The organism is Corynebacterium sp. HMSC08F01, assembly GCF_001807545.1.
In the GTDB taxonomy this organism is placed as follows: domain Bacteria; phylum Actinomycetota; class Actinomycetes; order Mycobacteriales; family Mycobacteriaceae; genus Corynebacterium; species Corynebacterium coyleae.
Map to the genome: position 1 here is coordinate 115,807 of NZ_KV789284.1, position 24,896 is coordinate 140,702.

Below are 24,896 nucleotides of genomic sequence, written 5' to 3' on the forward strand. Positions count from 1 at the left end.
CTCTCTATGGGACCGTCCACTGCTGACGATTAAAAAGAAGGCGAGCTGGCAAACTAATTTTGCCAGATAGCTGACATAACAACGGTTACGTTAATAGGGCGTAAAGCACTCCAGATGGTGGCAATACTTAAATTTAGCGTGATACAGAACACATTCCTTGCGGTGTCTGTGTATACTCCATATGTGAGTCGCCCATCAGGGTGACCTCCCCGGAACCAAGCGGCGCGAAGAGTGGGCCAACTGATAAGGCTCAGCTACACGCCCCAAGCAACACAAGGAGAAACCATGAAAATCACCGGCAAAAAAGCCTTGCTGTCCGCGGGGACAGCTGTAGGGATCGTTTTTAGCCTCTACAGCCCCATTGCTCAGGCAAGTACGATTGCAGAAACAGGCCAAACAAACGCTGTCAGTCAGGTAGCTGGGAACGTCGATAAGATCGCCAACTACCCCGACATTGAAGGTGAGGCCCTCGATGTCGTGCGCAATGCTGCGCTCGACGCGTCTGTCAAGACGGCTGTCCTAAAAGATGGACAAACCCTCGCAAACGAACCACATGTGGCAAAGCGTCTGGATGATGGAAGCGCATTTGTATCCATCCGAATCGACGGAGCGTCGAACGGTAGCGTGCTTGGAGTCTTTCTCACTCCTGAAAACACCCTGAAGTCCACGTACCAAATCACACTGGAGGAAGAGTCTCCAAACTCAGGTTGGGTCACGACCTATGCCGATGGCGAGCAGGAACTGCATGAATATGTTGTTTCTCAGGATACCTCGGCCCCTGATGGTCAAACCTCGCCAATGGGCATGGATTGGGGCGGGCTGAACGATTGCCTCAGCAACGCTGGAATTGCATCATGGGCAATTGCGGCACTGAGCGTTGTGTGTGGCACAGCTTGCGCGGCGACGCTGGGGACTGGTTGCGTGGCTTGCCTAGTCGCAGCTTCCGGCGCTACAGGCGGCACAATCGGGTACTGCGCAGGCCAGAATTGGAGTTAATTATGAGATCGAGTGAAAATCAGTCGCGTGGGTTCGTTGCACTCGCGATCGGCGCGGTAGCACCTCTTCTTGGAGTAACAACCCCTGTAACAGGAGCTGCCATTGCTGGTTGGGGTATCGCTGCTGTAGCCTTTCCTGTCTCCGCTTTCTTCTTCCATCGAGCGAAGGATGACGACAAAGTGCGCGAGTAAAGTTCCAATTTCATCGCATTACTTCGTGAAAGTCCTGTACCGCACTGATGCGGTACAGGACTTTGCTTTGCGAAGAAGATCCAGAACCTCCTGTTTGAACTTTAAATCATCTCAAAGCCTATTCGTTTATGTCTGCGTCAACTTAACGAGAAACTCGCCTCAGATCCCCTCGCCAAGCACCCCACGACGGGCACGGCGATCGCCTCACCATCCGTCGCCATGAGCCAGAGTTTTGGCAAGCAAGCGAATGTGCTGTGATGCGAGAGGTTCAAACGTGCAATGCAGAAGAGTTGAGAGGCATAAGAAGGCGGTGGAGCACCCTGGTAACGTCGCCCTTCATGATCCCGATCAGCGCCAACGAGGTCCGTAGCCGCGTCACCCCGATCCCCACACCCGCCGTCGTGCGTGTGGTGGGTTCGCTGGCTGTGGGCGGTTCCGTCGGCGTGATGATGTCCGAAGCACCACTAGGCATCAAGGCGATCACAGCACTGGTCTGCGTCGTTGTTGCTATCGCGGTGACGTGGCTGCACCCCTACCGGAAGCAGATTGCGGCGTTTGCGGAGGAGAAAAATGTCAGCAGGGTGCCGTCGATAAGCATGGTTGTGCCGCTCATGGTGTGGTGGCTGGTGCTCATGATGGGCCCGCTGGTGCACTGGTCCGCGGTGGCGGGGCTGCTGGTTGGCATCCTTGCGGCAGTGGCGGCGTGGTTGCTGTACCCGCACGTGGACGGCACGCGGCGCCTCGCGTACGCATAGAACTACTAGAAAGAATCTACTCGAAAGGCTTTCTAGTAGACGAGTTTTCGCAGCTCAACCTAGAAACATTCCCTTTCGAGTAGCTTTCTAGTAGCTTTCTAGTAGCTTTCGAGCTACCGCAAAGGCCCTTCCAAAAGCCATACCGCCCGAGGGTCCCGCGGACCTTTACCGCGCCATTGAATAAGGCCCTCCTCCCGCAGCGCTTTCAACGCGCGGCGGGCAGGCGGGTTCGAAATCCCCAAAGCATCTGCAACCTCCCCCGTAGACATTGGCCTGCCTTTCGCTTGCATGACTGACAGGACGCTGCCGGCGTGAGGCGGGAGGGAGTCCGCGGTCTTCGGATCAAGCCGTTGAACCGCCTTCAACGTGAGCAGAACACTTCCGCTCGTCTGCTGGTAAATCGGGTCAGCAAAACCCACTCGCCGCATACCTGCGAACATACGACGGATACCCTCGCCGAGTTCTTGACCAATCCGAAGCTCTGCCGTCACCCGCGCAATGAGAGGATTGCGCGCAAATCGAGCAATAGATTCTGGTCGTGTGGGGTCCGCCAAACCGGGAAAGCGCCCCGGACTCGAAACTTCGATGCGAGATGGATAGATCTCGAACCGCACATGGTCACCAGCCATGCTGTATGACCGGTGAATAACAGCATTTACTAATCCCTCAAGCCAAACGTCGTTCGGGATGAGATTTTCATCCTCGAACAACCCCGAAGCACCCAGGCGCCGGACTTGCGGCAGCATCCCCTCAATCGCCCGCTGAGCAGCCCCAATTTGTTGCGGCAACGGCCCCTCAAACCGGTCGTCGGCCAAAAGCTGTTGCTGATGCCCCGCGAGCCGCTCATCCTCACCGAACCGCAGAACACGGACATGCGCATTAGGGAAGAACTCTTGCGGGTCTTTACCGAAGAGCAAGAGTGCTGCTGTGCGGGGCCTACCTTCGCGGTCGATGAGATTTCTTGCTTTGAGAGCGTCTTCAGCGGAAGAAGAACCAATAACGTTGGCATATTCACCAACGGCCTCCATATCGAGATCACCCATACCGACACGGGGCAGCACCGTCGCGTCGAACTGTTGCTCACCCTTGGTGTAACGCAGTTCGAGAATGCCGTCTGCATTCAGCAACCGAGATTCGTCGCCGACACGCAGGAAGCAGTCCCCCGACCGCAAATAATGCACATGCTCACTCGGGTCTACATGAAACAGGTAAACCTGCGCACCGTCGCCGACATCGAACGGCTCGATTCGAACGCGCACGGTTGGATCCGTGTGGTCGAGCGATGTTTGTCTCAGATCATTGTCCTGCTTAGGCGTCGGTGCCCCATCAAACTCCCGGTCAGTAATTCCGACAGCAATAATGCCGCCCTCCGCATTTGCCATGCCGACGATGGTCTTGGCGAGATCCTTCGGCTTGATACGGAAAGACTTTCGCTCGAACCATTGATCTTCCGGCAGACGCAGAAGGAGGCTCGGGTCATCTCGGTAGTTTCTCTCTGGACGCACAGAAGGAATTCTACTCGAAAGGCTTTCTAGTAGACGAGTTTTCGCAGCTCAACCTAGAAACATTCCCTTTCGAGTAGCTTTCTAGTAGCTTTCGAGCTACCGCAAAGGCCCTCGCGCAGGCTCCGCCATTCTCGAAACCCCTGCTGCGAAGTCCGCCGTAGATACGGATAATGGCACGCATGGCTCAAACCTCATCGACATCGCTCAAGCACATGTGGGAAACCCGCCCGCGGCGCATCACGAAAGACCAAGGTGGTCGGGCCGTATTCGGCGGTGTGTGCACCGGTTTCGGTGCCCGCTACGGCTACGACCCGGTGGCGGTGCGTATCGCGTTTGTGCTCACCGGGTTTATTTTCGGCGGTGGCATCTTCGCCTATCTGTTGTGCTGGTTGCTCATGCCGCGTCTTGGGGAGGACATGAGCCCGGGCCGGGCAATCTTTACCCGCAAGGATCAGCGCAGCCCCATCGAGCAGAAGGAGTGCCGCACCGGCTGGCTGCTTCTGCTCGGGCTGATCATTTTCATCCCGGCGGCGGATGACGCGGGCGACAGCCGCGTGACCTACGGCGTGTTCGTCATGTTGCTGTTCATTTGGTTGTTCGCCTACGCCGAAAACCCGACGCCACCCGAGCAATGGCGTGCCGACGACCTCGTGTGGCGCGATCAGAAACGCCGCCGCAGGTTTAAGCGCTAGCGGTAGCGCTTCGGCACATCCGGCGCGCCGAGCGTGAGCATGAGGCGGTTGGCCCAGTTGAAGAAGGCTGACGAGTTGATCACGTCGATGATCGCCAGATCATCCAACCCGACCTCGCGCAATACCTCGACGTGCTCGGCACCGAATTCAAACGGGGTGCGGGTCAGCGCAACCGCAGCCTGGCGGATCGCGTCCCATTCGTCAGAGCCAAGGTCCGCCTCCACGCCTTCGTCCAGGAGACGGTCGATCGCCTCCGCGTCGCCGCCTTCCTCCTTCGAACGTGCCTGGTGCACGGATGCGCAGTACTCGCAGCCGTTCAAACGGGACGCGACGGTAGCGGCAAGTTCGCGCTCGGCACGGCCCAGGCCACCTTCGGTGTTGTAGAAGATGTCCAGGTCGGTCAGGGTGCGCGCTTTGAGCGCCTGCGGGTCGCGGGCGAGCAGACGGAAGTACTCCATGCCGATGCGTTCCGGCTTGATCAGGGCGTCGCGTTGCTCGTCGGTGAACTCGGAATCTTCAAGTGGTGCCACCCACGGCTTCCACCCCAGGGAGTGGTTGACAAACTTCTCGGGTGCGACGACCTCGGGTTGCAGGGTCACCGCAGCGGGCGTCCAGCCGGGATCGGCGACGCCGGCGGTGCGCTCAACAGCAGCATCCGCAACAGCAGCACCCGAACCACCCGCAGCCGCTCCCCCAGCCAGCACCTGCACACCGTGCACGACGCGCAGCTGGAACGCCACAAAGGAGATGAGTTGGCCGAGCGAGACGATCGCGTCCTCGGTGTAGCCAGCGGTCTGCAGGTGCCCGATCGCCGCCGGCGAAGCATCCTTCGGATGGAAGGTCAGCAGGTGGGCGAAGTCGAAGGCGGCGGCGAGCTGCCCCTCGCCGAAGGTGACAAAGTCCCCGCCCGCGTAGGGGCCGGCGGATACACCTGCGCGCACCGCGTCTTCGACCACGGCAACGAGCGCCTCGTCTTCGTCGGCAAGCAAGTCCGCGTAGAACTCCGCGGCGCGCTGTGCACCGGAAATGCCGGAGACGAAAGCGGCGACGGCGTAGCGGGTGGATACCGGCAGGGCCTCGATCAGCGCCGGGTTGGTGGGCTCAAACAGGGCCTCGAAGCTGCGCTGGGCGTTTTCAACCGCTTCGGGTCGGCGGCGGCGCAGGTCGGCAAGGTCGGCCGGGGTTTCTGCGAGCAGGTCGATAATGTCGTTAGACAACAAACTCTCCTAACTGTCGGGCACGGAAGACGGTGCCGGGGATGGCGTCGATAAGTTCACGAGTGACATCGTCGTGCGGGTGTGAGAACACCTCGTCGGTGGGGCCATATTCCACTTGTTGGCCGCGACTGAACACGCTCACCGTATCCGAAATCTGGCGCACCACCGCCAGATCGTGGGAGATGAACACGTAGGTCAGCCCCAGTTCGCGCTGCAGGTTTTCCAGCAGTTCCAGGATCTGTGCCTGCACGGTCACATCGAGCGCGGAAACGGCCTCGTCGAGCACCACGAGTTCCGGCTCAACGATCAGCGCGCGGGCGATAGCGACGCGTTGGCGCTGCCCGCCGGACAGTTGCGCCGGGGTGCGCGTGGCGAACCGCTCCGGATCAAGCGCCACGCGCTCCAAGTACTCGTTGGCGCGCGCAAGGCTTTCGCGTTTCGACGCCCCCGCGAGGTTGCGCAGCGGCTCCGCCACAATCTCGCCGCCCCGCATCTTCGGATCCAGCGAGGAAAACGGGTTTTGGTACACCATCTGGATGCGGTTGCGGAACTGCCGCTTCTGCTTCGGGCTCAGCGTGGTCAGCTCCTCACCGTCGAGGGTGATGCTGCCCTCAGCAGGCTGGTTAAACATGGCGATCGTGCGGCCTGTGGTGGTTTTGCCGGAGCCCGACCCGCCTACCAGCGCGTGCGTGGAGCCGCGCGCGACCTCGAAGGAGATATCGGATACGGCGGTGAAATCGCCGTAGCGCACGGCAAGGTTGTCTACGCGCAGGAGGGTGTCGGTGGTGACAGGGGGTCGTCGATACGCATTTGCCACGGACAGCGACGGCACGTTTGCCAGCAGGCGTTTGGAGTAGTCCTGTGTGGGGTTGGTCAGCACCGTGCTCACAGGACCGTGCTCGACGACGCGTCCGCGCTCCATGATCACCACGTCATCGGCGCGATCGCCCGCCACGGCAAGGTCGTGGGTGATGAAAATGACGCCCAGGCCCAACTCGGCACGCATCTCGTCGAGCAGGTCAAGGATGGTTTTTTGCACGGTCACGTCGAGTGCGGACGTGGGCTCGTCCGCAATGAGCACCTCGGGCTCGAGTGCTACCGCAGCAGCGATGAGCACGCGCTGCTTCATGCCGCCGGACAACTCGTGCGGGTACTGGTTGTAGCGCTTTTCAGGATCATCGATGCCGACGCGCTCAAGCAGGGCAATTGCTTGACGACGACGCGACGCCGCGTCCCCCACCCTATGAATCTCCAACCCATCCTCCACGGATGCGCCGATGGTTTTCAGCGGGTTGAGCGAGTTGTTCGGATCCTGCGGGACCAGACCAATCTTTGCGCCGCGCAGCTGACGCCACTCGGCGGCGCTCAGGCTGGCAAGGTCTTGGCCCTTGAACCGGATGGAACCCGCGCGCACGTTGCCGGTGGGACCCAACAAGTCGAGCGCCGCCATGGCGGAAGTGGTCTTGCCGGAGCCGGACTCGCCGACGATCGCAGTCATCTTGCCGGCATCGACAGCAAACGCGATGTTTTCCACGGTCGGCTCGGCATCGCCGTACGCGACGGTGAGGCCTTCGACCTCAAGCAGCGGTGTGGTTTCGGTACTCACTTCGCATCACCTTCTGTCTGGATGACCTGGGAGATGTGGTTGGTGGACATCACGGTGGCCACAATGGCCAGACCCGGCAGCAGGATCAGCCACCAGGCGGTGGACATGAAGTCGCGGCCTTCCGCGATCAGCAGGCCCCACTCCGGCACTGGTGGCGGTGCGCCGTAACCCAGGAAGCCGAGGATGGACAACTGCAGGATTGCGGTGCCGAACTGCAGCGCAGCCAGCGCCAACACTGGGGTCAGCGAGTTGGGCAGCACGTGGCGGAACAACACCTGGGTCTGGGTTGCGCCAGAGCCGTAGGCAGCCTCGACGAAGTCTGCACCGGCAATCTGGATCACCTGCGAACGAGCCAGACGAGCGAACGTGGCCACCGATGTCATACCGACCGCAAACGCCGCCTGCAGCGAACCGAAACCGGTGACGATGATGATGGACAGCGACAGCAAAATGCCCGGGATGGCCAGCAGCACGTCCACGAACCGCATAAGCACGGTCTCTACCCAGCCACGCTGCGTACCTGCAACAAGGCCAATCAAGGTGCCCAGGACCAGGCCGACCACCACGGCGATCAGTGCGCCGAGCAGCGACTGGCGTGCGCCGTAAACCACGCGGGAGTACACGTCGCGGCCCACGGCGTCGGTACCGAAGATGTGCTCGCCATTCGGCGCGAGCAGCGCCACATCCACGCCCTTGTATGGGTCGTAGGTGGCAAACACACCCGGCAGCAGCGCCCACAGGGCAGCGATGACCAGGACGATCAGCGACAGGAACGTCGCCGGCGAGCGCCACCGGCGGTTCTTGCGCGACTTCGCCCGCACGCCAGCGCGCGTATTCGCCCGCGCAACAGGATTCGTTGCTGCTTGTGTTGTTTGTGTTGTCATCGGGCGCCCTCCTTCACGGCAGCCTGAGCGGTGCTCTTCTTAGCCTTGTTGCTCTGTGGCCCCGCATCGCGCAGGCGCACATCAAGCACCGGGTAGAGCAGGTCGACGATGAGGTTGATCAGCACGTACGCGGTCGCGGCGATGAGCACCACACCGAGCAGGACCGGCATGTCGCGGCTAGATACCGCGTTGACGGTCAGCGACCCCAACCCGGCGCGGCCGAAGACGGTTTCGGTCACCACTGCTCCGCCGACAAGTTCGCCGAACAGCAGGCCGGCCATGGTGATGGCGGGCAGCAACGAGTTGCGCAGCACGTCGCGCCAGAAGATGCGGGCCTCGCTGGCACCGCGGGCGCGGATGACTTGGACGAATGGTTGGGCACGGACTTCGTCGATAGACCGGATGAGCACCTGCATCAGCGGTGCTGCCATGGGCACGGCCAGGGTGAGCGACGGCAGGATGAGCCCCTCGAGCGGGGTCGGGTCGACCACGTTGACCCAGCCGAGTTGGAAGGAGAAGAACTGCAGTAGCAGGATCGCGATCCAGAAACCTGGCAGCGACACCATGAACGACGGCAGTGCGCGGAAGAAGCTTCGCAGCGCGCCACCGCCGGGCAGGGTGGCCACGTAGGCGGTCAGCAGCGCGACGATGATGGCAAGACCGATCGAGGTCGCGGCCAGCGCAAACGTGTGTGGTGCGGCGTCGACGATGAGGTCGAACACCGGCGTGCCCGAGGCAACCGAAAACCCCAGGTTGCCGGTAAACAGCCCGGCAAGGGTGGCCAGGTACTGCTCGACGAGCGGTTTATCCACGCCCATCTGCTCGCGGATCTCCTCGATCTCTGCCTGGGACAGCCCAAGCGCGGGGTCCGCATAGCGCGCAGCCACGCCGTCCGACGGCAGGGCGGAAAGCAGGAAGAACGCAAGCGTGTAGGCAAGCAGCAGCACGAGCAGCGCCTGCCCAACGCGTTTCAGCACAGTGGTACTCATTTAGTTGTCCTCCCCATCACGGTCGAAGTACACCGAGTAGAAACTCGGGCGGGCCACCGATTCGGTAACAAAGCCCTTCACGTGTGGCGCAAGTGCGTACACCTGCGGCTCCTCAAACAACGGCAGCACGTAGGCCTGTTCTGTGAGGTAGTCCTGCACCGCCTTCGACGCGGCCGCACGGCCCGCATCGTCCGGTGTGGAAACCACCTTTTGCAGCAACTCCTCGAGCTTGGCATCCACTGGGGTGCCATCTCCTGCGTTGTTCAGCAGCGAGTCGCGGCGGTTCACCGACAAGTGCGACTCAATCACGTCATAATCCGCACGCCCCACCATCGTGTGCATCAACTGCACGCGGTTGATGTCCTTCTGCGCTGCGTTTTGCGTGGCACGATCCCCGGCCACCATGTTCAGCTCAATACCCAGGTCACGCAGGTCCGACTGCACCATCGTGACAATCTCCTTCGAGCGCGGCTGCGGCAGCGCGTGGTTGACCGACAGGCTCAACCGCTGCCCGTCTTTCACGCGGATGCCGTCGGGGCCGGGGGTCCAGCCGGCGTCGTCGAGAAGCGCACGCGCACGATCCGGATCAAACGTGTACGCGTCGGGCTGCTCCGCGTAGCCAAGTGCCGTCGAGGTCATCGACGACGTGGCCAGCGGGTAGGAATCCGACAGCAGAATGCGGATGATCTCTTCACGGTTGATGCCGTGGATAATCGCCTGCCGTACGCGGATGTCCTGCAGCAACGGGTGGTTAAACCGCATGGCCAATTGGTTGTTCATGCCGTTGGTGGCAGAGGCAACCACCTGCACACCCTGGTCTTTCAGGTGCCGCTCCACTGGCGGAGAGATCGTGCGCGCGGCGTCCGCTTGGCCGGACAGCAACGCGCCGGAGCGGACGGCTTCTTCGGCGGCGAGGGTGTAGTGGATGCCGTCAATGCGCGCCCGGCCCTGGTGCTCGAGCGACGGTGGCGCCCAGTTGTAATCCTCGCGCGTTTTCAGCACGAGGTCAGTGCCCAGCGTTTCACTATCCACGACAAAGGGGCCCGAACCGATCACATTCGCCGCCCCGCCTGGGCCGAAGTCCTCGTTGCGCAGCTGCAGGGAGGAATCCGCCAGCAGGCCCGCGTTGTACGAGGACGTAGCCTGCGCGAAGCCCGGAGAAGGTGCGGTGAAGTGGAAGCGAACCGTGTCCTCGTCGACGACTTCGCCGTAGTCGTAGTTGGAGATCTGCTCCGAGACGTTGAGCAGGCGATCCTTGTCGCCCTGGCCGTAGAGGTCGAAGTTGTCCACGATGTTCTGCGCCGTCATCGGTGTGCCGTCGGAGTAGGTCACATCCGTGCGGATATCGAAGGTGAACACGGTGGCGTCCTCGTTGATCTCCGGCAGGTCGGTGGCAATCCACGGCTGGAGTTCGAGCGTTTCAGGGTCTTGGTAGAGCAACCTGTCTGTTAGCTGATTGATCACACCGCCGTTGGGGTAAAACCCGGCAGCCGGCGGGTAGAGGCTGTTAAACCAGTTGGATTCCAGGTAGGTGAGCACATTGTCACCCTCTGCGTGAGATTCAGCGCCACCCCCTGCGGTGCAGCCGCTCAGCAGGGCAACTGCACCTACAAGTACAACTGGGGCCGCGACCGTTTTCTTCGGCACGTTATCGTCCTCTTTTCCCTTGTGGTTTTCGGCACCATACCACTTTTAGACAATTCGGTTCTTTCTTAATAGACTGCGCAGTCTATACACGTTATAAAGATTCATCGAAATCGTGGAGGTACATCGCTGTGGAAGCAGACATCGCCATCGTCGGAGCAGGACCGCGAGGCATCTCCATCACCGAGCGCATCGCAGCCTTCCTCAACGACCGTGGCGCTACACCACTGACGTTGCACATCATCGACGACGCCCAGCTCGGTGCCGGCCGCATCTGGGACACCGAACAAACCCGCACACTGTGCATGAACACCCTGGCTGGCGCGGTAACCCTGTTCACTGAGCCCGGCGCGACCGTCACCGCACCTGTGCTCGAAGGCCCCACCATGTTTGAGTGGATCCAGGCGCTTCGCGGCGAATTCGCGCATCCGCTTATCAGCGACCACCCGCCGGCCGTCCCCAGCACCTTCGACGCTGAAATCCGTGTGACGCGACCTGAATCTAATCCTTCGCGTGCGTTGTATGGCGAGTACTTGCGCTGGGTGTGGCAGGTTGCGCTGGCCGAGCTGCCGGACTCTGTCACCGTGGTTGAGCACCAGTCCCGCGCGATGTCGCTGTACAGCGACGGAGGCCGCGACGCGATCTTGCTTGCAGATGGCACGCTGATCCACGCCGACGCCACCGTGGTCGCCTCCGGCTGGGTGTTGCCCGCCCCGACCCCGGCACAGCAGGCCTTTGCCAAATCTGGCCTGACCTACATCCCGCCCGGCAACCCGGTTGAGCAGGAGGTGGACCGCATCGGCGAGGGCGAGCGCCTGCTCGTGCGCGGTATGGGCATGGGCTTTTTCGACCTCATGGCGCTGACCACCATCAACCGCGGCGGCCGCTTCTTCGAAGACGACACGGCCCGCTCCGGTTTGCGTTACGACGCCACCGGCGAGGAACCCCACTTCGTTGTCACCTCCGGTCGCGGCTACCCCTACCTGCCCAAGTCCGAGTACAACTCGCTTCCGCCAAAGGCCGATCTGTCGCGTCTGCGCGCCGCCATCGACGCCAACCCCGCCGAACCCGGCACAGGCACTTTGTCGTTCGGCCGCACCCTGTGGCCAGCGCTCGCCCGCGATGCCTTCGCCGAGTACTACCGCACCCTCGCGCGCGTGCGCCCCGAGGCGCTGAAGGTGCCGCTCGAGGAGATCATCACGCGTATCGACGACACCGACCTGGCCGTCCACGCCTCCCCCGAGGACATCCTGCCGGTCGCCCGCGCCCTGGCCGAAGCACTCGAGGGCACGAGCACCGAGCCGTTCGACATGGCCGCCTGGGTCGACCCACTGGCCGGCACGGAAGATCTCAGCCTGGACGAACTCCAGCAGGTCGTTCCCGACGCCATGGCGCGCGACATCGCCGAGGCCGTCGCCGCCTGGGACTCCCCGCTCAAGGCCGGGCTGTGGGCGATTTCCGCTGGCCGTAAACCCAGCGCCATCGCCACCGAGAACGGCAAGGGCGCCCCCGAGGTGGCCCGCTCGCAGTACATGGCGTTCGGTCAGATGGTCGGCTCCGGCCCGCCGCTGTTCCGCACCCGCGAACTGCTTGCACTTGCAGACGCCGGCCTGGTGACGTTCCTGGGCCCGCAGCCGGTCGTCGATACGCAAGAAGGCGCATTCACCGCCGCAAGCCACGGGCGCACCACCACCGCGACTGCACTCGCCGACGCGTTCCTGCCTGGCCCGGACATCCGCAACACCAAGGACCCGCTGGTGCGCTCGCTTGTCGACGCCAACCGCGTCCGCCCCTTCGCCCACACCGCCTCACCCGAAACCGACGCGGACACCCGCCGCGCCGTCCACCCCGGCGGCGCCCTGGATCCCCGCCTGCACATCGTGGGCATCCCCACCGGTAAGCAGTGGGCGGACACGACGATCTCGCCGATGCCGGGCACGAACCCGCTCATGCTGCAAGAAACCGACAAGACCGCCCTGTCGCTGCTCACCCAGGCGCGCGTGCTCTAGGCCTGTTCTAGGCCGGCACTAGATTAAGCGAACGTGTTATCGTCTACCTACATTCATTCGTTTTCGAGAATTCAGAAAGAGGTTTTTCCTTGAAGTTTGGAACTAAGCTTGCTACTTCTATCGCTCTAGCTTCTGTGCTCGTACCAATGCCAGTCGCTACGTCCGCAGAGATTTCTCAGAACGAGGTTCAGCAGCCAACTAGCACCGGGGCGGGAAATGATGTCCTTGAGGAAAGGATTGCTAAGGCACAAGAGGAGCGACAAGCGCTTCTCGTAATCAATGACGCTGATGAGAGCGGATATTCCGCTGAAGTAGTAAACGGTAACGTTCGCAAAGAAGCGGACACAGTATTTGTAGAAAGCCCGAAGGGCGAAGAAGAAGCTCTGCCCACTTCAAAGACTCTCACTACTGGAGAGAAAGTAAACATCGAATACTCGGTTGAAGGTGACCAGATCACTGCAAAGTATTCAACGAACGTTGATCCAGAGTTAGTCGATGCCGCCCTCATTCAACCTCGGTCTACTGCTGGGTGTGTGGGGGCCATCCTCGTAGGGATCGGAGGGACTACAGCATCTGCAGTCGGAGTCGCCACTGCGCCGCTCACAGGTCCTATTGGCCCTATGATGGCTGCAGCTACCATGGCAACCGCATCTGGTTCTATCGTAACCGCTGCTGATCAGTGCGGATAAATATAAGTACCACGAACAGTAAGGAACGAAATGAGCCTTGGACGCAGAATGCTGATCATTGCGTTGAGTACGAACATTGCCATGCTTTGTTTAGTGAGTGCTGTTCTCCAGATAGTTCTGCCGAACGATGCACCGCAGTGGCTCATCTTTGGAAATATTGTTGTCTTCGTAGCGTGTGTCTACTACACATACAAAGCAGTGACGGTGTGGCCGGATGAAGAAAAGGCAGCCACAATTAGTTGATTGCCAAATTTCCTGGAGCGCTACCCTAAGTCGCGCGCAACCGCCCACCGGGTTAACTGGTGGCGGTTCGACGTCTGCGTCTTGCGCAGGATGTTGGAGGCGTGCGTCTCCACCGTCTTCACCGAAATGAACAGCCGCTCGGCGATCTCCTTGTAGGTGTAACCACGCGCAAGCAGCCGCAACACCTCCAATTCGCGCCGAGTGAGCGAATCGACTGCCGGGTCGTCCTCCTCCACGACCGGCCCGGACGCAAACGCGTCGAGCACAAACCCGGCAAGCCGCGGCGAGAAGTACGCGTCCCCGCCACGCACCCGTTCAATCGCCTCCGCAAGCTCCTCACCTGCGATGTTCTTGGTCACGTACCCGCGCGCCCCGGCACGGATCAGCGCAATAACATCCTCAGCAGCGTCGGAGACGCTCAGCGCCAAATACGAAGGTCCCGGCGCGCGCTTGAGCACAGCCAACCCGCCGCCGTCGGGCATGTGCACGTCCAGCAACACCACATCCGGGCGCTCCTTTTCGATCCCGCGCACCGCCTCCGCAACCGTGCCCGCCTCCCCAACGATGTCCAGCTGACCGTCGCCTGCGGCAGCCAGTTCGGCCTTCACTCCGGCCCGAAACACCGAGTGGTCGTCTACTAAAAACACGCGCGTCATAGGTCTAACGCTAGTTCGATCTCGGAGCCATTGCCTATCGACGACACCACGTTAACCTCTCCCCCAACCCGCTCAACCCGGCCCACGATGGAATCGCGCAGCCCGTGCCGGTCCGCCGGCACCGCATCCGGGTCGAAGCCGGCACCCCGATCGCGCACAAACACTTCGAGCCTGCCCGCGAGGTGCTCCGCGTAGACGTCGATCGTGTCCACCCCCGCATGCTTTGCGGCGTTGACCATCGCTTCTCGGGCGGCAAGCACGACTGCTTCGGTGCGCTCATCGAAAGGAATGTCCTCGCCCACCGTGACCGGTTGAATCACGACCCCATAGGCGTCCTCCACCTCGCCCGCAGCTTTCTGCAACGCGGCGAAGGTGGTGGTGTGGTTGGACACGGTGTCGTCGAAAAGCCATGCCCGAAGTTCGCGCTCCTGACCACGGGCAAGGCGCACCACCTCGTCCGGATCATCCGCCTGGCGCTGGATCAGCGCCAGAGTCTGCAGCACCGAATCGTGCAGGCGCGAGGCGATCTCCGCGCGCTGATCCGCCACCGCCTTCGCCTCACGCTCCGCGACAAGCGAGTTGGTCAGCTTGGCAATCAGCGGCACCACAAGCACCCCCACACCCAACACCGTCACCAGCACGGAAACAACCACGCCTGCAACCCCGGCGCTCTCCCCAAGCAATGCCACAGCGAGCACCCCGCTCATGATCAGCAGCGCGCCTAAAGTCAACGCGGCGATGTTGCCCCACGAATCCGTACCGCGGTCGTACGCCTGCAACGCAATGACCGCACCGACGATGAGCACGCCGATGATGAACACCACCGTGGAACCCGCGCCGGAGGAAATCTGCAGCGACGTCAACGCACCAGCGAAACCTGCAAGCACCAGGAAGATGTCGAGCGCACTCGGGCGCTGCCGCGGCGCGGCACCTTCAGCAACCGGGGTAAACACCCACAGACCTGCGTACAGCAGCACGCCGAAGCCACCGGCGAAGCTCGCCGCAACCAAAAACAGACGCACCCATTTCACGTCCACCCCGAGCAGGTCAGCCGCCCCGGACGCCACGCCAGCAATGACGCGGCGGGAACGATCACGGGTCAACCGGGGATACAACGCAGACATGTCCCCTATCGTTGCACGGCAACCCCCTCAGGCACATCGGGGTAAACCCTGAGATGAAAAATCAGGGTCGTTCCCGATACCGCGCTTGGCGTTGCCTCGCAACAATAGAAGCCATGGAAACCAACACACTCAAGCGCATGTGGGAGACCCGCCCGCCCCGCATCCCACAAGACCAGGGCGGCAAGGCCGTCGTCGGTGGTGTCTGCGAAGGCATCGGCGCCCGCTACCAAATCGACCCAACGCTCATCCGCGTCCTGTTCGTCGTATTGTCAATCGCCTTCGGCGGTGGCCTGTTCCTTTACCTGTTGTGCTGGATCAACATGCCCCGCTTCGGGCTGACCCGCACCCCAGCAACTTCGATCGCCACCCCGAAAGAGCAGCTGACCAAGGTAGAGCAGAAAGAGCGCGACACCGGCTGGCTGCTGCTTCTCGGTCTTGTCATCTTCTTCCCGTCCGTTGCTGTTGCCAGCGACCTGCGCGGTGTTTTGGTTACCTTCGCGCTCTTCGCGCTCGGCTGGTACCTTGCCTACCAGCGCCAGCCGGAGGCACCGGAGGGACTCGTGGTGGGCTTGGAGTCGCAGACGAGCAAAGGCCCTGTCGTAGACACCTCCCACCTGACCGTGCCGGAGGGCTACGAACACCCCGGGCAGAAACCACCGGCATGGGACCCACTCGGCGCGGCACCTGGGCTGTGGCACCTGCCGGACCCAGTCGAGCCAGCTCCGGAGCGTGCGCAACCAAAGAAGCGCTACTGGCTGTGGATCCCCGTTACGCTGGTGCTGACAACGGCAACATTCTGGACAATGTCCGTGGTTAGCCAACTTCGCATCGGCTCAATCGGCAACTACGGCGTTGCAAATGTCTCCGCCTACTCCGCGGAGGCTATACCGGAATTTAAACACAACATCGGCGAAGCTCGGATCGACCTTACCAAGCTCGAGCCACTGAGCGAGCCGAAGACAATCAACATCAGCAACGGCGTCGGCAAGATCGACCTCAAGCTTCCCAATCACATCCCCGTCGACGTCAACTGCAAGGTCAACATCGGCGAAGCCGCATGCCCCGAAGAACGGCAAAACGCGGACACAGACAGCGCACTACTGACGATTAACGTGTCGCAGCGCGTCGGATCCGTGTCCGCGTACTACGCCCGCGAGGACGCGGGCGAAGGAAACTGACTTACTCCCACTCGATGGTGGCCGGCGGCTTGGATGTCACGTCCAGCACCACGCGGTTGACGTCGGCCACCTCGTTGGTGATGCGGGTAGAGATCACCTCAAGCGTCTCGTACGGGATGCGCACCCAGTCCGCGGTCATCGCGTCCTCGGAAGCCACCGGGCGAAGCACGATCGGGTGGCCGTAAGTGCGGCCATCGCCCTGCACACCAACCGAACGCACATCGGCCAACAGCACGACCGGGCACTGCCAGATCTGGTCATCCAGGCCAGCCTTGGTCAGCTCCTCACGAGCAATCGCATCAGCAGCGCGCAGGGTTTCCAGGCGCTCCTCGGTGACCTCACCGATGATGCGGATACCCAGGCCCGGACCCGGGAACGGCTGGCGGTTCACAATCACCTCAGGCAGGCCAAGCTCGCGGCCAACCGCGCGCACCTCGTCCTTAAACAGCAGACGCAGTGGCTCGACGAGTTCGAACTCCACGTCGTCCGGCAGGCCGCCCACGTTGTGGTGGCTCTTGATGTTCGCAGTACCGGTGCCGCCGCCGGACTCCACCACGTCCGGGTACAAGGTGCCCTGCACCAGGTAGTCCACCTTGTGATCCGACAGCACATCAGCCACGGCGCGCTCGAAGGAACGGATGAACTCCGCACCGATCGCCTTACGCTTGGCCTCCGGCTCGGTCACGCCGGCAAGCTTGTCCAGGAAGGCCTTGCGCTCATCCACAGTGACCAGCTTCGCGCCGGTCGCGGCGACGAAGTCCTTCTCCACCTGCTCGCGCTCACCCTGACGTAGCAGACCGTGATCCACGAACACACAGGTCAAACGGTCACCGATGGCACGCTGTACAAGCGCTGCCGCCACGGCGGAATCCACGCCACCAGACAGGCCGCAGATGGCGTAGCCGTCGCCGACTTGGTTACGGACATCGTCGATAAGCTGCTGCGCAATATTCGATGCCGTCCAGTTCTGCTCCAGACCAGCAATCTCCGTGAGGAAGCGAGTCAGCACCTCCTGGCCGTGCGGCGAGTGCATCACCTCCGGGTGGTACTGCACACCGGCAAACTTGCGCTCGACGTTCTCAAACGCAGCAACCGGCGCACCCGGGGTCGAGGCAGTGACCTCAAAGCCCTCCGGCGCCTGCGTCACAGAATCGCCGTGGGACATCCACACCGGGTGCTCATCCAGGCCAGCGTGCAGCACGCCACCCTTGACAGCCATCGCCGTGCGGCCGTACTCGCGGGCACCGGTCTCCTCGACCTTGCCACCAAGCGCCTGCGTCATCACCTGGAAGCCATAGCAAATACCAAAGATCGGCAGCCCCAGCTCAAAGATCTCCGGATCGAGCTGCGGGGCACCCTCCGCGTACACCGACGACGGCCCACCGGAGAGCACCAACGCCTGCGGGTTCTTCTCACGAACCTCCGCAGCCGTAATAGTCGACGGCACAACCTCCGAGAACACATGCGCCTCGCGCACACGGCGGGCGATCAACTGCGCGTATTGCGCACCAAAATCAACGACAAGAACAGGGCGTTTCTGAGCGGTAGTCACGGCCCAAATACTAGCTGATGGCATATAAATCCGAATATATTGTCCATTCTTCGACGTTTCGCCCCAGAATGATCTGCATGACATTGCGTGCCCCCTCCCCGGTTGAACCCAATGCCGACCGCACCGCCGTGTTGTGCATCCTTGGGTCCTGCCTGTTTCTGCAGCTTGGCGCAGCTCTTGCCACGCAGCTTTTCCCCCATGCCGGAACCTGGGCGACGAGTTCATTCCGACTACTCATCGCCTCCGTCATCCTGCTTGCAATCTCACGGCCAGCGTTTTGGCGCTGGACTCCCGAACAATGGGGTGCAGCGATCGTGCTCGGAGTGTCGCTAGGCTGCATGAACGGCTTCTACTACGCCGGTATTGCAACTGTGCCACTCGCATCCGCGGTAACCATCCAATTCCTCGGCCCGCTGCTGCTCGCCGCGGTGTTGTCCCGTTCGGTACGCGACGGCATCTCCGTCGGGCTTGCGCTTACAGGTATGGCGCTGCTTGGCGTTGATTCGCTCTCCGGTGAGCCGCTCGACCGCCTCGGCGTGTTCTACATCCTGATCGCAGGCGCTGCCTGGGCGGTGTACATCCTTGCCAACAAGCGCACTGGCCGCCTCATCGCCGGCCAAGGTGGGCTCGCGGTTGCCCTTGCAGTTGGTGGTTTGGTGACGTTGCCCTTCGGTTTCGAAGGCGCACTCGTTATCGTTTCCGATACCAATCTGCTGCTCCTCGCAATTGGTACCGCAATCTTGGCGTCGCTGCTCCCAACATCACTGGAACTGATTGCTATGCGACGACTCCGCCCCCAGGTATTTTCCATCCTCATCTCGTTCGAGCCTGCATTTGCAGCACTCGTCGGATGGCTTGTGCTCAGCCAGGGCCCCTCCCCGCTGAAGCTTGCGGCGATTGCCTTGGTTATCGGTGCTTCCGTCAACCAGACACTCGCCGGCAAGCGACTCCGACGTCAGGTTTAACGGACCGCAGCGCTGAGGCTGTCCAGAGCCTCGCGCACCTTCTCCGTCGAAGGTGCCTGTGCGAGGCGCTCAGCTGAGCGGTGCAGCTGGTTAATCGAGGCATCAGCAGCAGCCATTGCCTTGTTCACCTGCTCCACCAGCGGTGCGACCTCTTCGCCCATGTCGTTGGTGTTCTCAGACCAACGACGAATCATCTCGAGCGGAATCTTGGTCAGCTCCGTGATGGAGTTAACCTTCAGCTCCACGCGGCGACGGAACGACGAGTGCAAGAACACGGCGTCATCCATGTGCTTGACGTCAGCCTCGAGTGCGTCGACGAGAAGCTGCATCGACTCCTGCACGTTAGCCTCCGTGGAGAACTGTGCGGTCTGTGCGGTGTGCAGACGAGCCAGAGCAATAGCCATACGTGCGTTGGACGTCTTGGCGTAGAGCTCCTGAGCGGTCTCCTCGAGGGTCCTCGCGTTCTCGTCGATAATGCCACGCATCGTCGCCCACACCTGCAGCGGTGCGAGCAGCAGCGTACGCGATGCACCCTCGGTGACCACGTTTTCCATCTCGGCCTTCACGTTGTTGGTCACTGCGTTTTCCTCGACCAGCGTCGCACTGGCCTTGCGCAGCTCCTCAGCAGCGTCCTTAATGGCGGTCTGCACCGTCATGAACTCGTCGAGTTCACGGTAGAGCGTCACGGCAGCCTCGTAGATGTCACCGGAGCCTTCCGGAAGCGTAAAGCCTGCATCCTCACGTGCCTGGACCTCAGCAGGAAGGACTTCGCGCAGGAATGCGTCGTAGTCCGGCAGCAGCTCCGTAACCTTCTCCGCGCCCATCACTGCACGCTCGCGGCGGCCAACACCGTTGGCCTTCGCCTCGTGCTCAACGATGTTTGCTTCTTGGTAAATACCAGCGGCTGCTTCGAAGTTCTCCGTCATCGGACGGGTACGCACCGAGAGGTAACCGCCGTTTGGCAGCGGCGTAACAGTGGCAAACACGTCGTACGCGGAGCCGCTCTTCGCCTTATTACGCACATACGCGGCGAAAGGACGGCCCTCCTCGATGGTGTCCCACATGAGTTTGAACGCCGCACCAGGCATCTCCTCATGACGGATGAGGTTGTGCGGCTTACCGATCATCTCTTCGGCGGAGTACTGCGCGTACTTGATGAACACATCGTTCACATGCGTCATCACACCTTTGGCGTCAGTCACCGAAAAGAAGATGTCGTTCACATCAACTTCGTGGAATGGGCCCTCAGGGGCGTCGCGAAGAATCGTTACACGGCTAGACATAGGTCGATTTCATCCAGTTCTTAGTTACGGATTGCCAAATCGGCTTTCTGGAAAGCTTTGATCCCAGTATAGCCACATTTCGCCATAATTCTTTTCAGTCCACCAATGAGATTCATCGCACCCCACGGATCGCTCGATGGACCGAAGAGCACGACCTCCAGTGGCGCCGAAGAAGTGAAGTCAGGTTCCTTCCGCACGCTACCTCGCGGAAAACGTGGGTGAGCTGTCTGAGCTTCCCAATACACGCCACCGGCAGCAGCCTCAGTTGCCTTCGTCAATGGGTTGCCAAGCATGACAGCATCTGCACCACAAGCGATGGCTGCAGCAATCTCGCCTGCCCCCCAAATAGTGGTATCCGCAAGAATGTGGACATAACGTCCACCAGTCTCATCGAGGTAATCCCGACGTGCTGCCGCGACATCTGCGATAGCGGTAGCCATCGGGACATTCACCACCGTGTCGGCATCGCCCGAACCGACAATGACACCAGCAACGCCAGCGCGCATCAGGTGGGTCGCGGTCGTGTAGTCATACACACCACCGGCAATGACCGGCACGTCGAGCGAACCGACGAACTCTTTCAAGTTCAACGGTTCCCCACCTTTTTGCACGTGCTCTGCAGACACGATCGACCCCTGAATGAAGAGGATTTCTGCACCTGCGGCGATAACTACAGGCGCCAATTCGCGCACGTTCTGCGGGCTCACGCGCACCGCAACAGTCACGCCAGAGTCACGCACCTGGGCGATACGTTCCGAAAGCAAGTCGTGATCAAGTTCTGCGGCGTGCAACTCCTGCAAGGTGCGCACGGCACGCTCACCTGCCTCGACAAACTCCTGGTACTTCTCGGCCGTATCGACGTTAAAGGGGTCCTCGCATGATTCCACCACCTTCTTCACCGCAGCCTCCAGATCAGCGTGTCGGCCCCACAGGCCTTCCGCGTCAATCACACCGAGGCCACCCTGCTTGCCCATCTCGATAACAAACTCAGGGCTTGCCAACGCGTCCGTCGGATGGGACGCAAGCGGGATATCGAACGTGTAGGCATCAATATGCCAGGAGGTGTCCACATCCTGCGAGGAGCGGGTGCGTCGTTTCGGAACGATCGACAAATCACTCAAGCCGTAAGCCTTGCGGGCTTCGCGCCCAATGCCGATTTCCACGTAGTCACGCATGTTGTGCTGGTTCTCCTACTGGCGGTAGTTCGGTGCCTCGACGGTCTGCGTGATGTCGTGCGGGTGGGACTCACGCAGGCCCGCGGTGGTGATCTGGACGAACTGCTTGGTCTGCAGCTCCTCGATAGTGGATGCGCCTGTGTAGCCCATCGCGGCGCGCAGACCGCCAACGATCTGGTGGGTGATGGAATCCAGGTCACCGCGGAACGGCACGCGCCCCTCAATGCCTTCCGGCACGAGCTTGTCCTCGCTTGCCACATCCGCCTGGAAGTAACGGTCCTTGGAGAAGGAACGCTTCTCACCAGTCAGTCCACGGCCCTGCATTGCACCCATGGAGCCCATGCCGCGGTAACGCTTGTACTGCTTGCCGCCGACAACAACAATGTCGCCTGGCGCTTCCGCCGTGCCCGCCAACATGGAGCCGAGCATGACGGTGGATGCGCCGGCAGCCAATGCCTTAGCCACGTCGCCAGAGAACTGCATGCCACCGTCGGCAATGATCGGCACACCTGCAGCCTTCGCCGGCACGGCCGCCTCGAGGATGGAGGTAATCTGCGGTGCACCAACACCTGCAACCACGCGGGTGGTGCAGATAGAGCCCGGACCGATACCGACCTTGATGGCGTCTGCGCCAGCGTCGATCATGGCCTTCGCAGCGCTACGGGTAGCCAAGTTGCCACCGACAACGTCGACGCGGTCGCCGAATTCCTTCTTCACACGAGAGACCATCTCAAGTACACGGTTGTTGTGTGCGTGCGCGGAGTCGACAACGAGCGCGTCTACGCCCGCCTCAACGAGCAGACCAGCGCGCTCAAATGCGTCCTCACCGGTACCGACGCCAGCAGCGACAAGTAGACGGCCGTTCTCATCCTTCGAGGCGTTCGGGTACTGCTCGCTCTTGACAAAGTCCTTCACCGTGATCAGACCGGCAAGCTTGCCTTCGGAGGTCACAATCGGAAGTTTCTCCACCTTGTTGGCGGATAGCAGATCGAGCGCTTCCTTCTTGTCCACACCCTCCTGCGCTACAACCAGCGGCATCGGGGTCATGACCTCTGCAACCTTGCGCTGAGCATCCGGCTCGAAGCGCATGTCGCGGTTGGTGATGATGCCAACAAGACGGTCAGAACCGTCAACTACAGGAAGGCCCGAGATGCGGAAACGGGCGCACAGTGCATCGACGTCGGCGATGGTCATATCGGGGGTGGCGGTAACAGGGTTAGTCACCATGCCGGATTCCGAGCGCTTGACCACATCGACGTGCTCCGCCTGGTCCTGAGCGCTCAAGTTACGGTGCAGCACACCGATACCGCCCTGGCGCGCCATCGCGATCGCCATACGGGATTCGGTCACTGTGTCCATCGCCGCCGAAATAATCGGCATGCCGAGACGGATATTGCGGGTGAACTGGGCTTCGGTGCTCACCTCAGATGGAACAATGTGGGACTCCGCCGGAAGCAGCAGCACGTCATCAAACGTCAGCCCCCTCAGCGCCACCTTGTTCGGATCGTCGCCACCCGTCCATACTCGTGCCTCAGACATCGACATGTTCTCCTCTCCCGCGCGATTGTTTTCAGCAATGATATAACGCCGCGCAAGCTCTGGGGCTATGCGGGGATGACGCCCTGATTGGCCTAGCAAGCGGCCACTTAATAGGCTGGGCACCGTGAATTACGACGACATGATGCCGCTGGACCCGTTCGCGGACGACCCAAACGATCCGGCGTCGTTCATCGAAGACGATGAGATCGTGGAGCCCCTCTCCCCTGAGGAGCGCGTCGCCGTCATCCAGGACCTTGCACACGTACGCGACGCACAACGCATGCTAAAGCCGCGCGGAATTTTGGGCATCCATTTCCTGTGCGAGGACTGCGACCAAATGCACTACTACGACTGGGAGATCATGGAGCAAAACATGATCGCCACCCTCAACGGGGAACTTCCCCCGGTGCATGAGCCCAGCGCGCAACCGAACGTCACTGCGTACGTTCCGTGGGATTACGCGATGGGCTACCTCGATGGTCTCGAGGCACGCTAGCTAGAAATTTTCCGACGAGCCCGCCCCGCCCGGCACTACCGGCGCGGGCGTTGCTGCGTACCGCGATGCAGAATCGACTGGGTTCGACGGGACATTATCGCGGACCGTCGGCCGTGCTGGCGGCTGATCTCCTGGGATCGGAGTTTGCTCGCGCGAATCGGACGGCTCCACCACCGTCGGTCGCGGTTGCTCCTGCGGCTGGCGCGGCGGCAAGCTCCCGTTCGAAGGCGCCACGGCATCCGACCCCGGCGCCGGTGCCCCAGCCGTCGGCTGCGCATTTTCCGGAGCAGGCACAGGGTTCTGCTCCGGCGCCGGCGCAGGCTGCTGCACGCTCGGCGGAACTTCAACTTCATGGACCTCCACCACAGTCGTGGTTTCAGTAACCGTGCGTGGCGCTGGCTGCACTACGTCTTCACCGTTGCGCGCCTCACGCATCTTGATACCTGCCATAAGCCCCCTAGCCTGCTCAAGCAGGCTTCGGGCGGCCTCCATATCCCCGCTTTGGTTCGCTGCCTCCAGCTCGTCGAGCGTGGTTGCCAACTCCACCATCGTGGTTTCGTTCGCCGAGCTCTGCGTGCCATACACCGCAGCGCCAGTGCCGACGATAGCCACAGACGCAGCTGCAGCACCGACCACACCTGCGACCCATGGGTTGGCGATCCGGCGGCGCGCGCGGGCGTCGTCAAGCGATGCAACCGGCGCAACCGGGGCTGCAACCGGGATCACCGTAGGAGCCGCTGGCATCGGGCGATCGACGTCCTGCTTTAGTCCAAGCAGCGCCGCAGCCAGTGGGTCACTGCCGTCACTGGGGTCTACACCACTCGAAAGCGCATCAAGAAACGCATCGTCGCGAACGTACTCTTCTCCAAAGTCGCCGCCACCAAAATCACGCGTCATGGCCTGAATGGTCTCCTTCCAACTGCTCACGCAACTTGGACAGCGCCCTATGCTGCGCGACACGCACCGCACCTGGAGTACTGCCCACTACCTCTGCCGTTTCTTCCGCCGAGAGGCCCACAAACACTCTCAGAATCACAATGTCGCGAGCCTTATCACTTAATGAATCGAGTAATGCGCGAACTTCGTTACTTCCGTCTGCAACAACGGCTGCATCCTCCGGCGTGAACGCAACAACCTCCTGGTCAGGGACATCTTCAGTAGGCGTTGTCTTGTCACGCACCAGGCTGCGGTGCGCATCGGCGACCTTGTTAAACGCAATGCCGTACACAAACGCCATGAACGGCCGCCCGGTATCCACGTAGCGGTCAATGGACGTCGCTACCGCCAAGCAGATCTCCTGAGCGACGTCCTCCGCAGTCGGCATGCGCCCGCCTCCAATGCGCGCCCTGGCGTAGCGCAGCACCCGTGGATGGACGATGGCAATCACACGCTGGAGAGCACGCGCATCCCCTTCGGCGGCACGTGGAACGAGGGTGACAAGTTCATCTTCCTCGTCACCCGCTGTCGCGCCGGTATTGCCAATCACAAGCAAACACTATAAACACTCA

Annotated in this window: 23 protein-coding genes; 9 read left to right on the top strand and 14 right to left on the bottom strand. The window is 61.4% G+C overall.

The window, feature by feature from the left end; genetic code table 11:
• The first annotated feature begins 285 nt into the window (after positions 1-285).
• A complete protein-coding gene (locus tag HMPREF3171_RS01820) occupies positions 286-996 on the top strand; it encodes a hypothetical protein (RefSeq protein WP_070482437.1) in 711 nt (236 codons plus the stop codon).
• Between the two features lie 529 nt (positions 997-1,525).
• Positions 1,526-1,942, top strand: coding sequence for a hypothetical protein (locus tag HMPREF3171_RS01825; protein ID WP_070482438.1), 417 nt, complete (start codon positions 1,526-1,528; stop codon positions 1,940-1,942).
• 113 nt (positions 1,943-2,055) lie between these two features.
• On the opposite strand, the gene HMPREF3171_RS01830 is transcribed toward HMPREF3171_RS01825, so the two are convergent.
• Positions 2,056-3,447 carry an RNA-binding domain-containing protein gene (locus HMPREF3171_RS01830; protein WP_070482441.1) on the bottom strand — a complete coding sequence of 464 codons (1,392 nt, stop codon included), beginning with the start codon at positions 3,445-3,447 and terminating at the stop codon, positions 2,056-2,058.
• Positions 3,448-3,626: 179 nt separating this feature from the next.
• Between HMPREF3171_RS01830 and HMPREF3171_RS01835 the strand changes: the two genes are divergently transcribed.
• Positions 3,627-4,139, top strand: a complete 513-nt coding sequence (locus HMPREF3171_RS01835; RefSeq protein ID WP_070482443.1) for a PspC domain-containing protein — start codon at positions 3,627-3,629, stop codon at positions 4,137-4,139.
• Here HMPREF3171_RS01835 and HMPREF3171_RS01840 read toward each other — a convergent pair.
• From HMPREF3171_RS01840 to HMPREF3171_RS01860, 5 genes are read right to left on the bottom strand one after another with little or no spacing between them, the layout of a single operon-like run.
• Positions 4,136-5,356 (bottom strand): alkylhydroperoxidase domain protein, encoded by a 1,221-nt coding sequence (locus HMPREF3171_RS01840; RefSeq protein WP_070482445.1) that lies wholly within the window; start codon positions 5,354-5,356, stop codon positions 4,136-4,138. The two genes, HMPREF3171_RS01835 and HMPREF3171_RS01840, sit on opposite strands and share 4 nt — an antisense overlap.
• On the bottom strand, positions 5,349-6,962 hold the full coding sequence (locus tag HMPREF3171_RS01845; RefSeq protein ID WP_070482447.1) for a dipeptide ABC transporter ATP-binding protein: 1,614 nt from the start codon (positions 6,960-6,962) through the stop codon (positions 5,349-5,351). The genes HMPREF3171_RS01840 and HMPREF3171_RS01845 overlap by 8 nt, the downstream gene beginning before the upstream one ends.
• A complete protein-coding gene (locus HMPREF3171_RS01850; protein ID WP_070482449.1) occupies positions 6,959-7,846 on the bottom strand; it encodes an ABC transporter permease in 888 nt (295 codons plus the stop codon). Before HMPREF3171_RS01850 ends, HMPREF3171_RS01845 begins: the two co-directional genes overlap by 4 nt.
• On the bottom strand, positions 7,843-8,835 hold the full coding sequence (locus HMPREF3171_RS01855) for an ABC transporter permease (RefSeq protein ID WP_070482450.1): 993 nt from the start codon (positions 8,833-8,835) through the stop codon (positions 7,843-7,845). Before HMPREF3171_RS01855 ends, HMPREF3171_RS01850 begins: the two co-directional genes overlap by 4 nt.
• Positions 8,836-10,482, bottom strand: coding sequence for a TIGR04028 family ABC transporter substrate-binding protein (locus HMPREF3171_RS01860; RefSeq protein ID WP_070482452.1), 1,647 nt, complete (start codon positions 10,480-10,482; stop codon positions 8,836-8,838).
• Between the two features lie 128 nt (positions 10,483-10,610).
• Between HMPREF3171_RS01860 and HMPREF3171_RS01865 the strand changes: the two genes are divergently transcribed.
• The 3 genes from HMPREF3171_RS01865 (at position 10,611) to HMPREF3171_RS01870 (ending at position 13,420) form a co-directional block, all read left to right on the top strand.
• On the top strand, positions 10,611-12,488 hold the full coding sequence (locus HMPREF3171_RS01865; protein WP_371327133.1) for an FAD/NAD(P)-binding protein: 1,878 nt from the start codon (positions 10,611-10,613) through the stop codon (positions 12,486-12,488).
• Positions 12,489-12,577: 89 nt separating this feature from the next.
• Entirely contained in the window at positions 12,578-13,177 is a 600-nt protein-coding gene (locus HMPREF3171_RS11550; RefSeq protein ID WP_224213059.1) for a hypothetical protein, read from the top strand.
• Between the two features lie 30 nt (positions 13,178-13,207).
• Complete coding sequence (locus HMPREF3171_RS01870) at positions 13,208-13,420, top strand: hypothetical protein (protein WP_224213060.1); 213 nt, start codon at positions 13,208-13,210, stop codon at positions 13,418-13,420.
• A gap of 20 nt (positions 13,421-13,440) precedes the next feature.
• On the opposite strand, the gene HMPREF3171_RS01875 is transcribed toward HMPREF3171_RS01870, so the two are convergent.
• Positions 13,441-14,076: a LuxR C-terminal-related transcriptional regulator gene (locus tag HMPREF3171_RS01875; protein WP_070422782.1), complete on the bottom strand. Its 636-nt coding sequence runs from the start codon at positions 14,074-14,076 to the stop codon at positions 13,441-13,443.
• The gene (locus HMPREF3171_RS01880; RefSeq protein ID WP_070482456.1) at positions 14,073-15,200 is read right to left on the bottom strand and encodes an ATP-binding protein; all 1,128 of its coding nucleotides are present in this window, start codon (positions 15,198-15,200) and stop codon (positions 14,073-14,075) included. Before HMPREF3171_RS01880 ends, HMPREF3171_RS01875 begins: the two co-directional genes overlap by 4 nt.
• 113 nt (positions 15,201-15,313) lie before the next feature.
• Between HMPREF3171_RS01880 and HMPREF3171_RS01885 the strand changes: the two genes are divergently transcribed.
• Positions 15,314-16,378: a PspC domain-containing protein gene (locus HMPREF3171_RS01885; protein ID WP_070482458.1), complete on the top strand. Its 1,065-nt coding sequence runs from the start codon at positions 15,314-15,316 to the stop codon at positions 16,376-16,378.
• Position 16,379: 1 nt separating this feature from the next.
• Here the strand turns inward: HMPREF3171_RS01885 and guaA are convergent, their stop codons facing one another.
• Entirely contained in the window at positions 16,380-17,930 is a 1,551-nt protein-coding gene (guaA, locus tag HMPREF3171_RS01890) for a glutamine-hydrolyzing GMP synthase (protein WP_441294361.1), read from the bottom strand.
• A gap of 77 nt (positions 17,931-18,007) precedes the next feature.
• Here guaA and HMPREF3171_RS01895 point away from each other — a divergent pair, with 77 nt between their 5' ends.
• On the top strand, positions 18,008-18,895 hold the full coding sequence (locus HMPREF3171_RS01895) for an EamA family transporter (protein WP_070482460.1): 888 nt from the start codon (positions 18,008-18,010) through the stop codon (positions 18,893-18,895).
• Here the strand turns inward: HMPREF3171_RS01895 and HMPREF3171_RS01900 are convergent.
• Genes HMPREF3171_RS01900 through guaB form a run of 3 tightly spaced genes read right to left on the bottom strand, consistent with a single transcriptional unit; the run spans position 18,892 to position 22,892 of the window.
• A complete protein-coding gene (locus tag HMPREF3171_RS01900) occupies positions 18,892-20,178 on the bottom strand; it encodes a PAS domain-containing protein (protein WP_070422777.1) in 1,287 nt (428 codons plus the stop codon). The genes HMPREF3171_RS01895 and HMPREF3171_RS01900 overlap by 4 nt on opposite strands.
• Before the next feature lie 20 nt (positions 20,179-20,198).
• The gene (locus HMPREF3171_RS12175) at positions 20,199-21,353 is read right to left on the bottom strand and encodes a GuaB3 family IMP dehydrogenase-related protein (protein WP_070482462.1); all 1,155 of its coding nucleotides are present in this window, start codon (positions 21,351-21,353) and stop codon (positions 20,199-20,201) included.
• Between the two features lie 15 nt (positions 21,354-21,368).
• Entirely contained in the window at positions 21,369-22,892 is a 1,524-nt protein-coding gene (gene guaB / locus HMPREF3171_RS12180; protein WP_070422775.1) for an IMP dehydrogenase, read from the bottom strand.
• 124 nt (positions 22,893-23,016) lie between these two features.
• On the opposite strand from guaB, the gene HMPREF3171_RS01915 reads away from it, so the two are divergent.
• Entirely contained in the window at positions 23,017-23,388 is a 372-nt protein-coding gene (locus tag HMPREF3171_RS01915) for a DUF5319 domain-containing protein (RefSeq protein ID WP_070422774.1), read from the top strand.
• On the opposite strand, the gene HMPREF3171_RS01920 is transcribed toward HMPREF3171_RS01915, so the two are convergent.
• Positions 23,389-24,285 (bottom strand): hypothetical protein, encoded by an 897-nt coding sequence (locus HMPREF3171_RS01920; protein ID WP_070482464.1) that lies wholly within the window; start codon positions 24,283-24,285, stop codon positions 23,389-23,391.
• Complete coding sequence (locus HMPREF3171_RS01925) at positions 24,275-24,874, bottom strand: sigma-70 family RNA polymerase sigma factor (RefSeq protein ID WP_224213064.1); 600 nt, start codon at positions 24,872-24,874, stop codon at positions 24,275-24,277. The genes HMPREF3171_RS01920 and HMPREF3171_RS01925 overlap by 11 nt, the downstream gene beginning before the upstream one ends.
• Positions 24,875-24,896: the final 22 nt, after the last annotated feature.

Coding starts and splice junctions, on each gene's coding strand:
- HMPREF3171_RS01820 (WP_070482437.1), top strand. CDS start 286: ATGAAAATCACCGGCAAAAAAGCCTTGCTGTCCGCGGGGACAGCTGTA.
- HMPREF3171_RS01825 (WP_070482438.1), top strand. CDS start 1,526: ATGATCCCGATCAGCGCCAACGAGGTCCGTAGCCGCGTCACCCCGATC.
- HMPREF3171_RS01835 (WP_070482443.1), top strand. CDS start 3,627: ATGGCTCAAACCTCATCGACATCGCTCAAGCACATGTGGGAAACCCGC.
- HMPREF3171_RS01850 (WP_070482449.1), bottom strand. CDS start 7,846: ATGACAACACAAACAACACAAGCAGCAACGAATCCTGTTGCGCGGGCG.
- HMPREF3171_RS01855 (WP_070482450.1), bottom strand. CDS start 8,835: ATGAGTACCACTGTGCTGAAACGCGTTGGGCAGGCGCTGCTCGTGCTG.
- HMPREF3171_RS01870 (WP_224213060.1), top strand. CDS start 13,208: ATGAGCCTTGGACGCAGAATGCTGATCATTGCGTTGAGTACGAACATT.
- HMPREF3171_RS01875 (WP_070422782.1), bottom strand. CDS start 14,076: ATGACGCGCGTGTTTTTAGTAGACGACCACTCGGTGTTTCGGGCCGGA.
- HMPREF3171_RS01880 (WP_070482456.1), bottom strand. CDS start 15,200: ATGTCTGCGTTGTATCCCCGGTTGACCCGTGATCGTTCCCGCCGCGTC.
- HMPREF3171_RS01885 (WP_070482458.1), top strand. CDS start 15,314: ATGGAAACCAACACACTCAAGCGCATGTGGGAGACCCGCCCGCCCCGC.
- HMPREF3171_RS01895 (WP_070482460.1), top strand. CDS start 18,008: ATGACATTGCGTGCCCCCTCCCCGGTTGAACCCAATGCCGACCGCACC.
- HMPREF3171_RS01900 (WP_070422777.1), bottom strand. CDS start 20,178: ATGTCTAGCCGTGTAACGATTCTTCGCGACGCCCCTGAGGGCCCATTC.
- HMPREF3171_RS12175 (WP_070482462.1), bottom strand. CDS start 21,353: ATGCGTGACTACGTGGAAATCGGCATTGGGCGCGAAGCCCGCAAGGCT.
- guaB (WP_070422775.1), bottom strand. CDS start 22,892: ATGTCTGAGGCACGAGTATGGACGGGTGGCGACGATCCGAACAAGGTG.
- HMPREF3171_RS01920 (WP_070482464.1), bottom strand. CDS start 24,285: ATGACGCGTGATTTTGGTGGCGGCGACTTTGGAGAAGAGTACGTTCGC.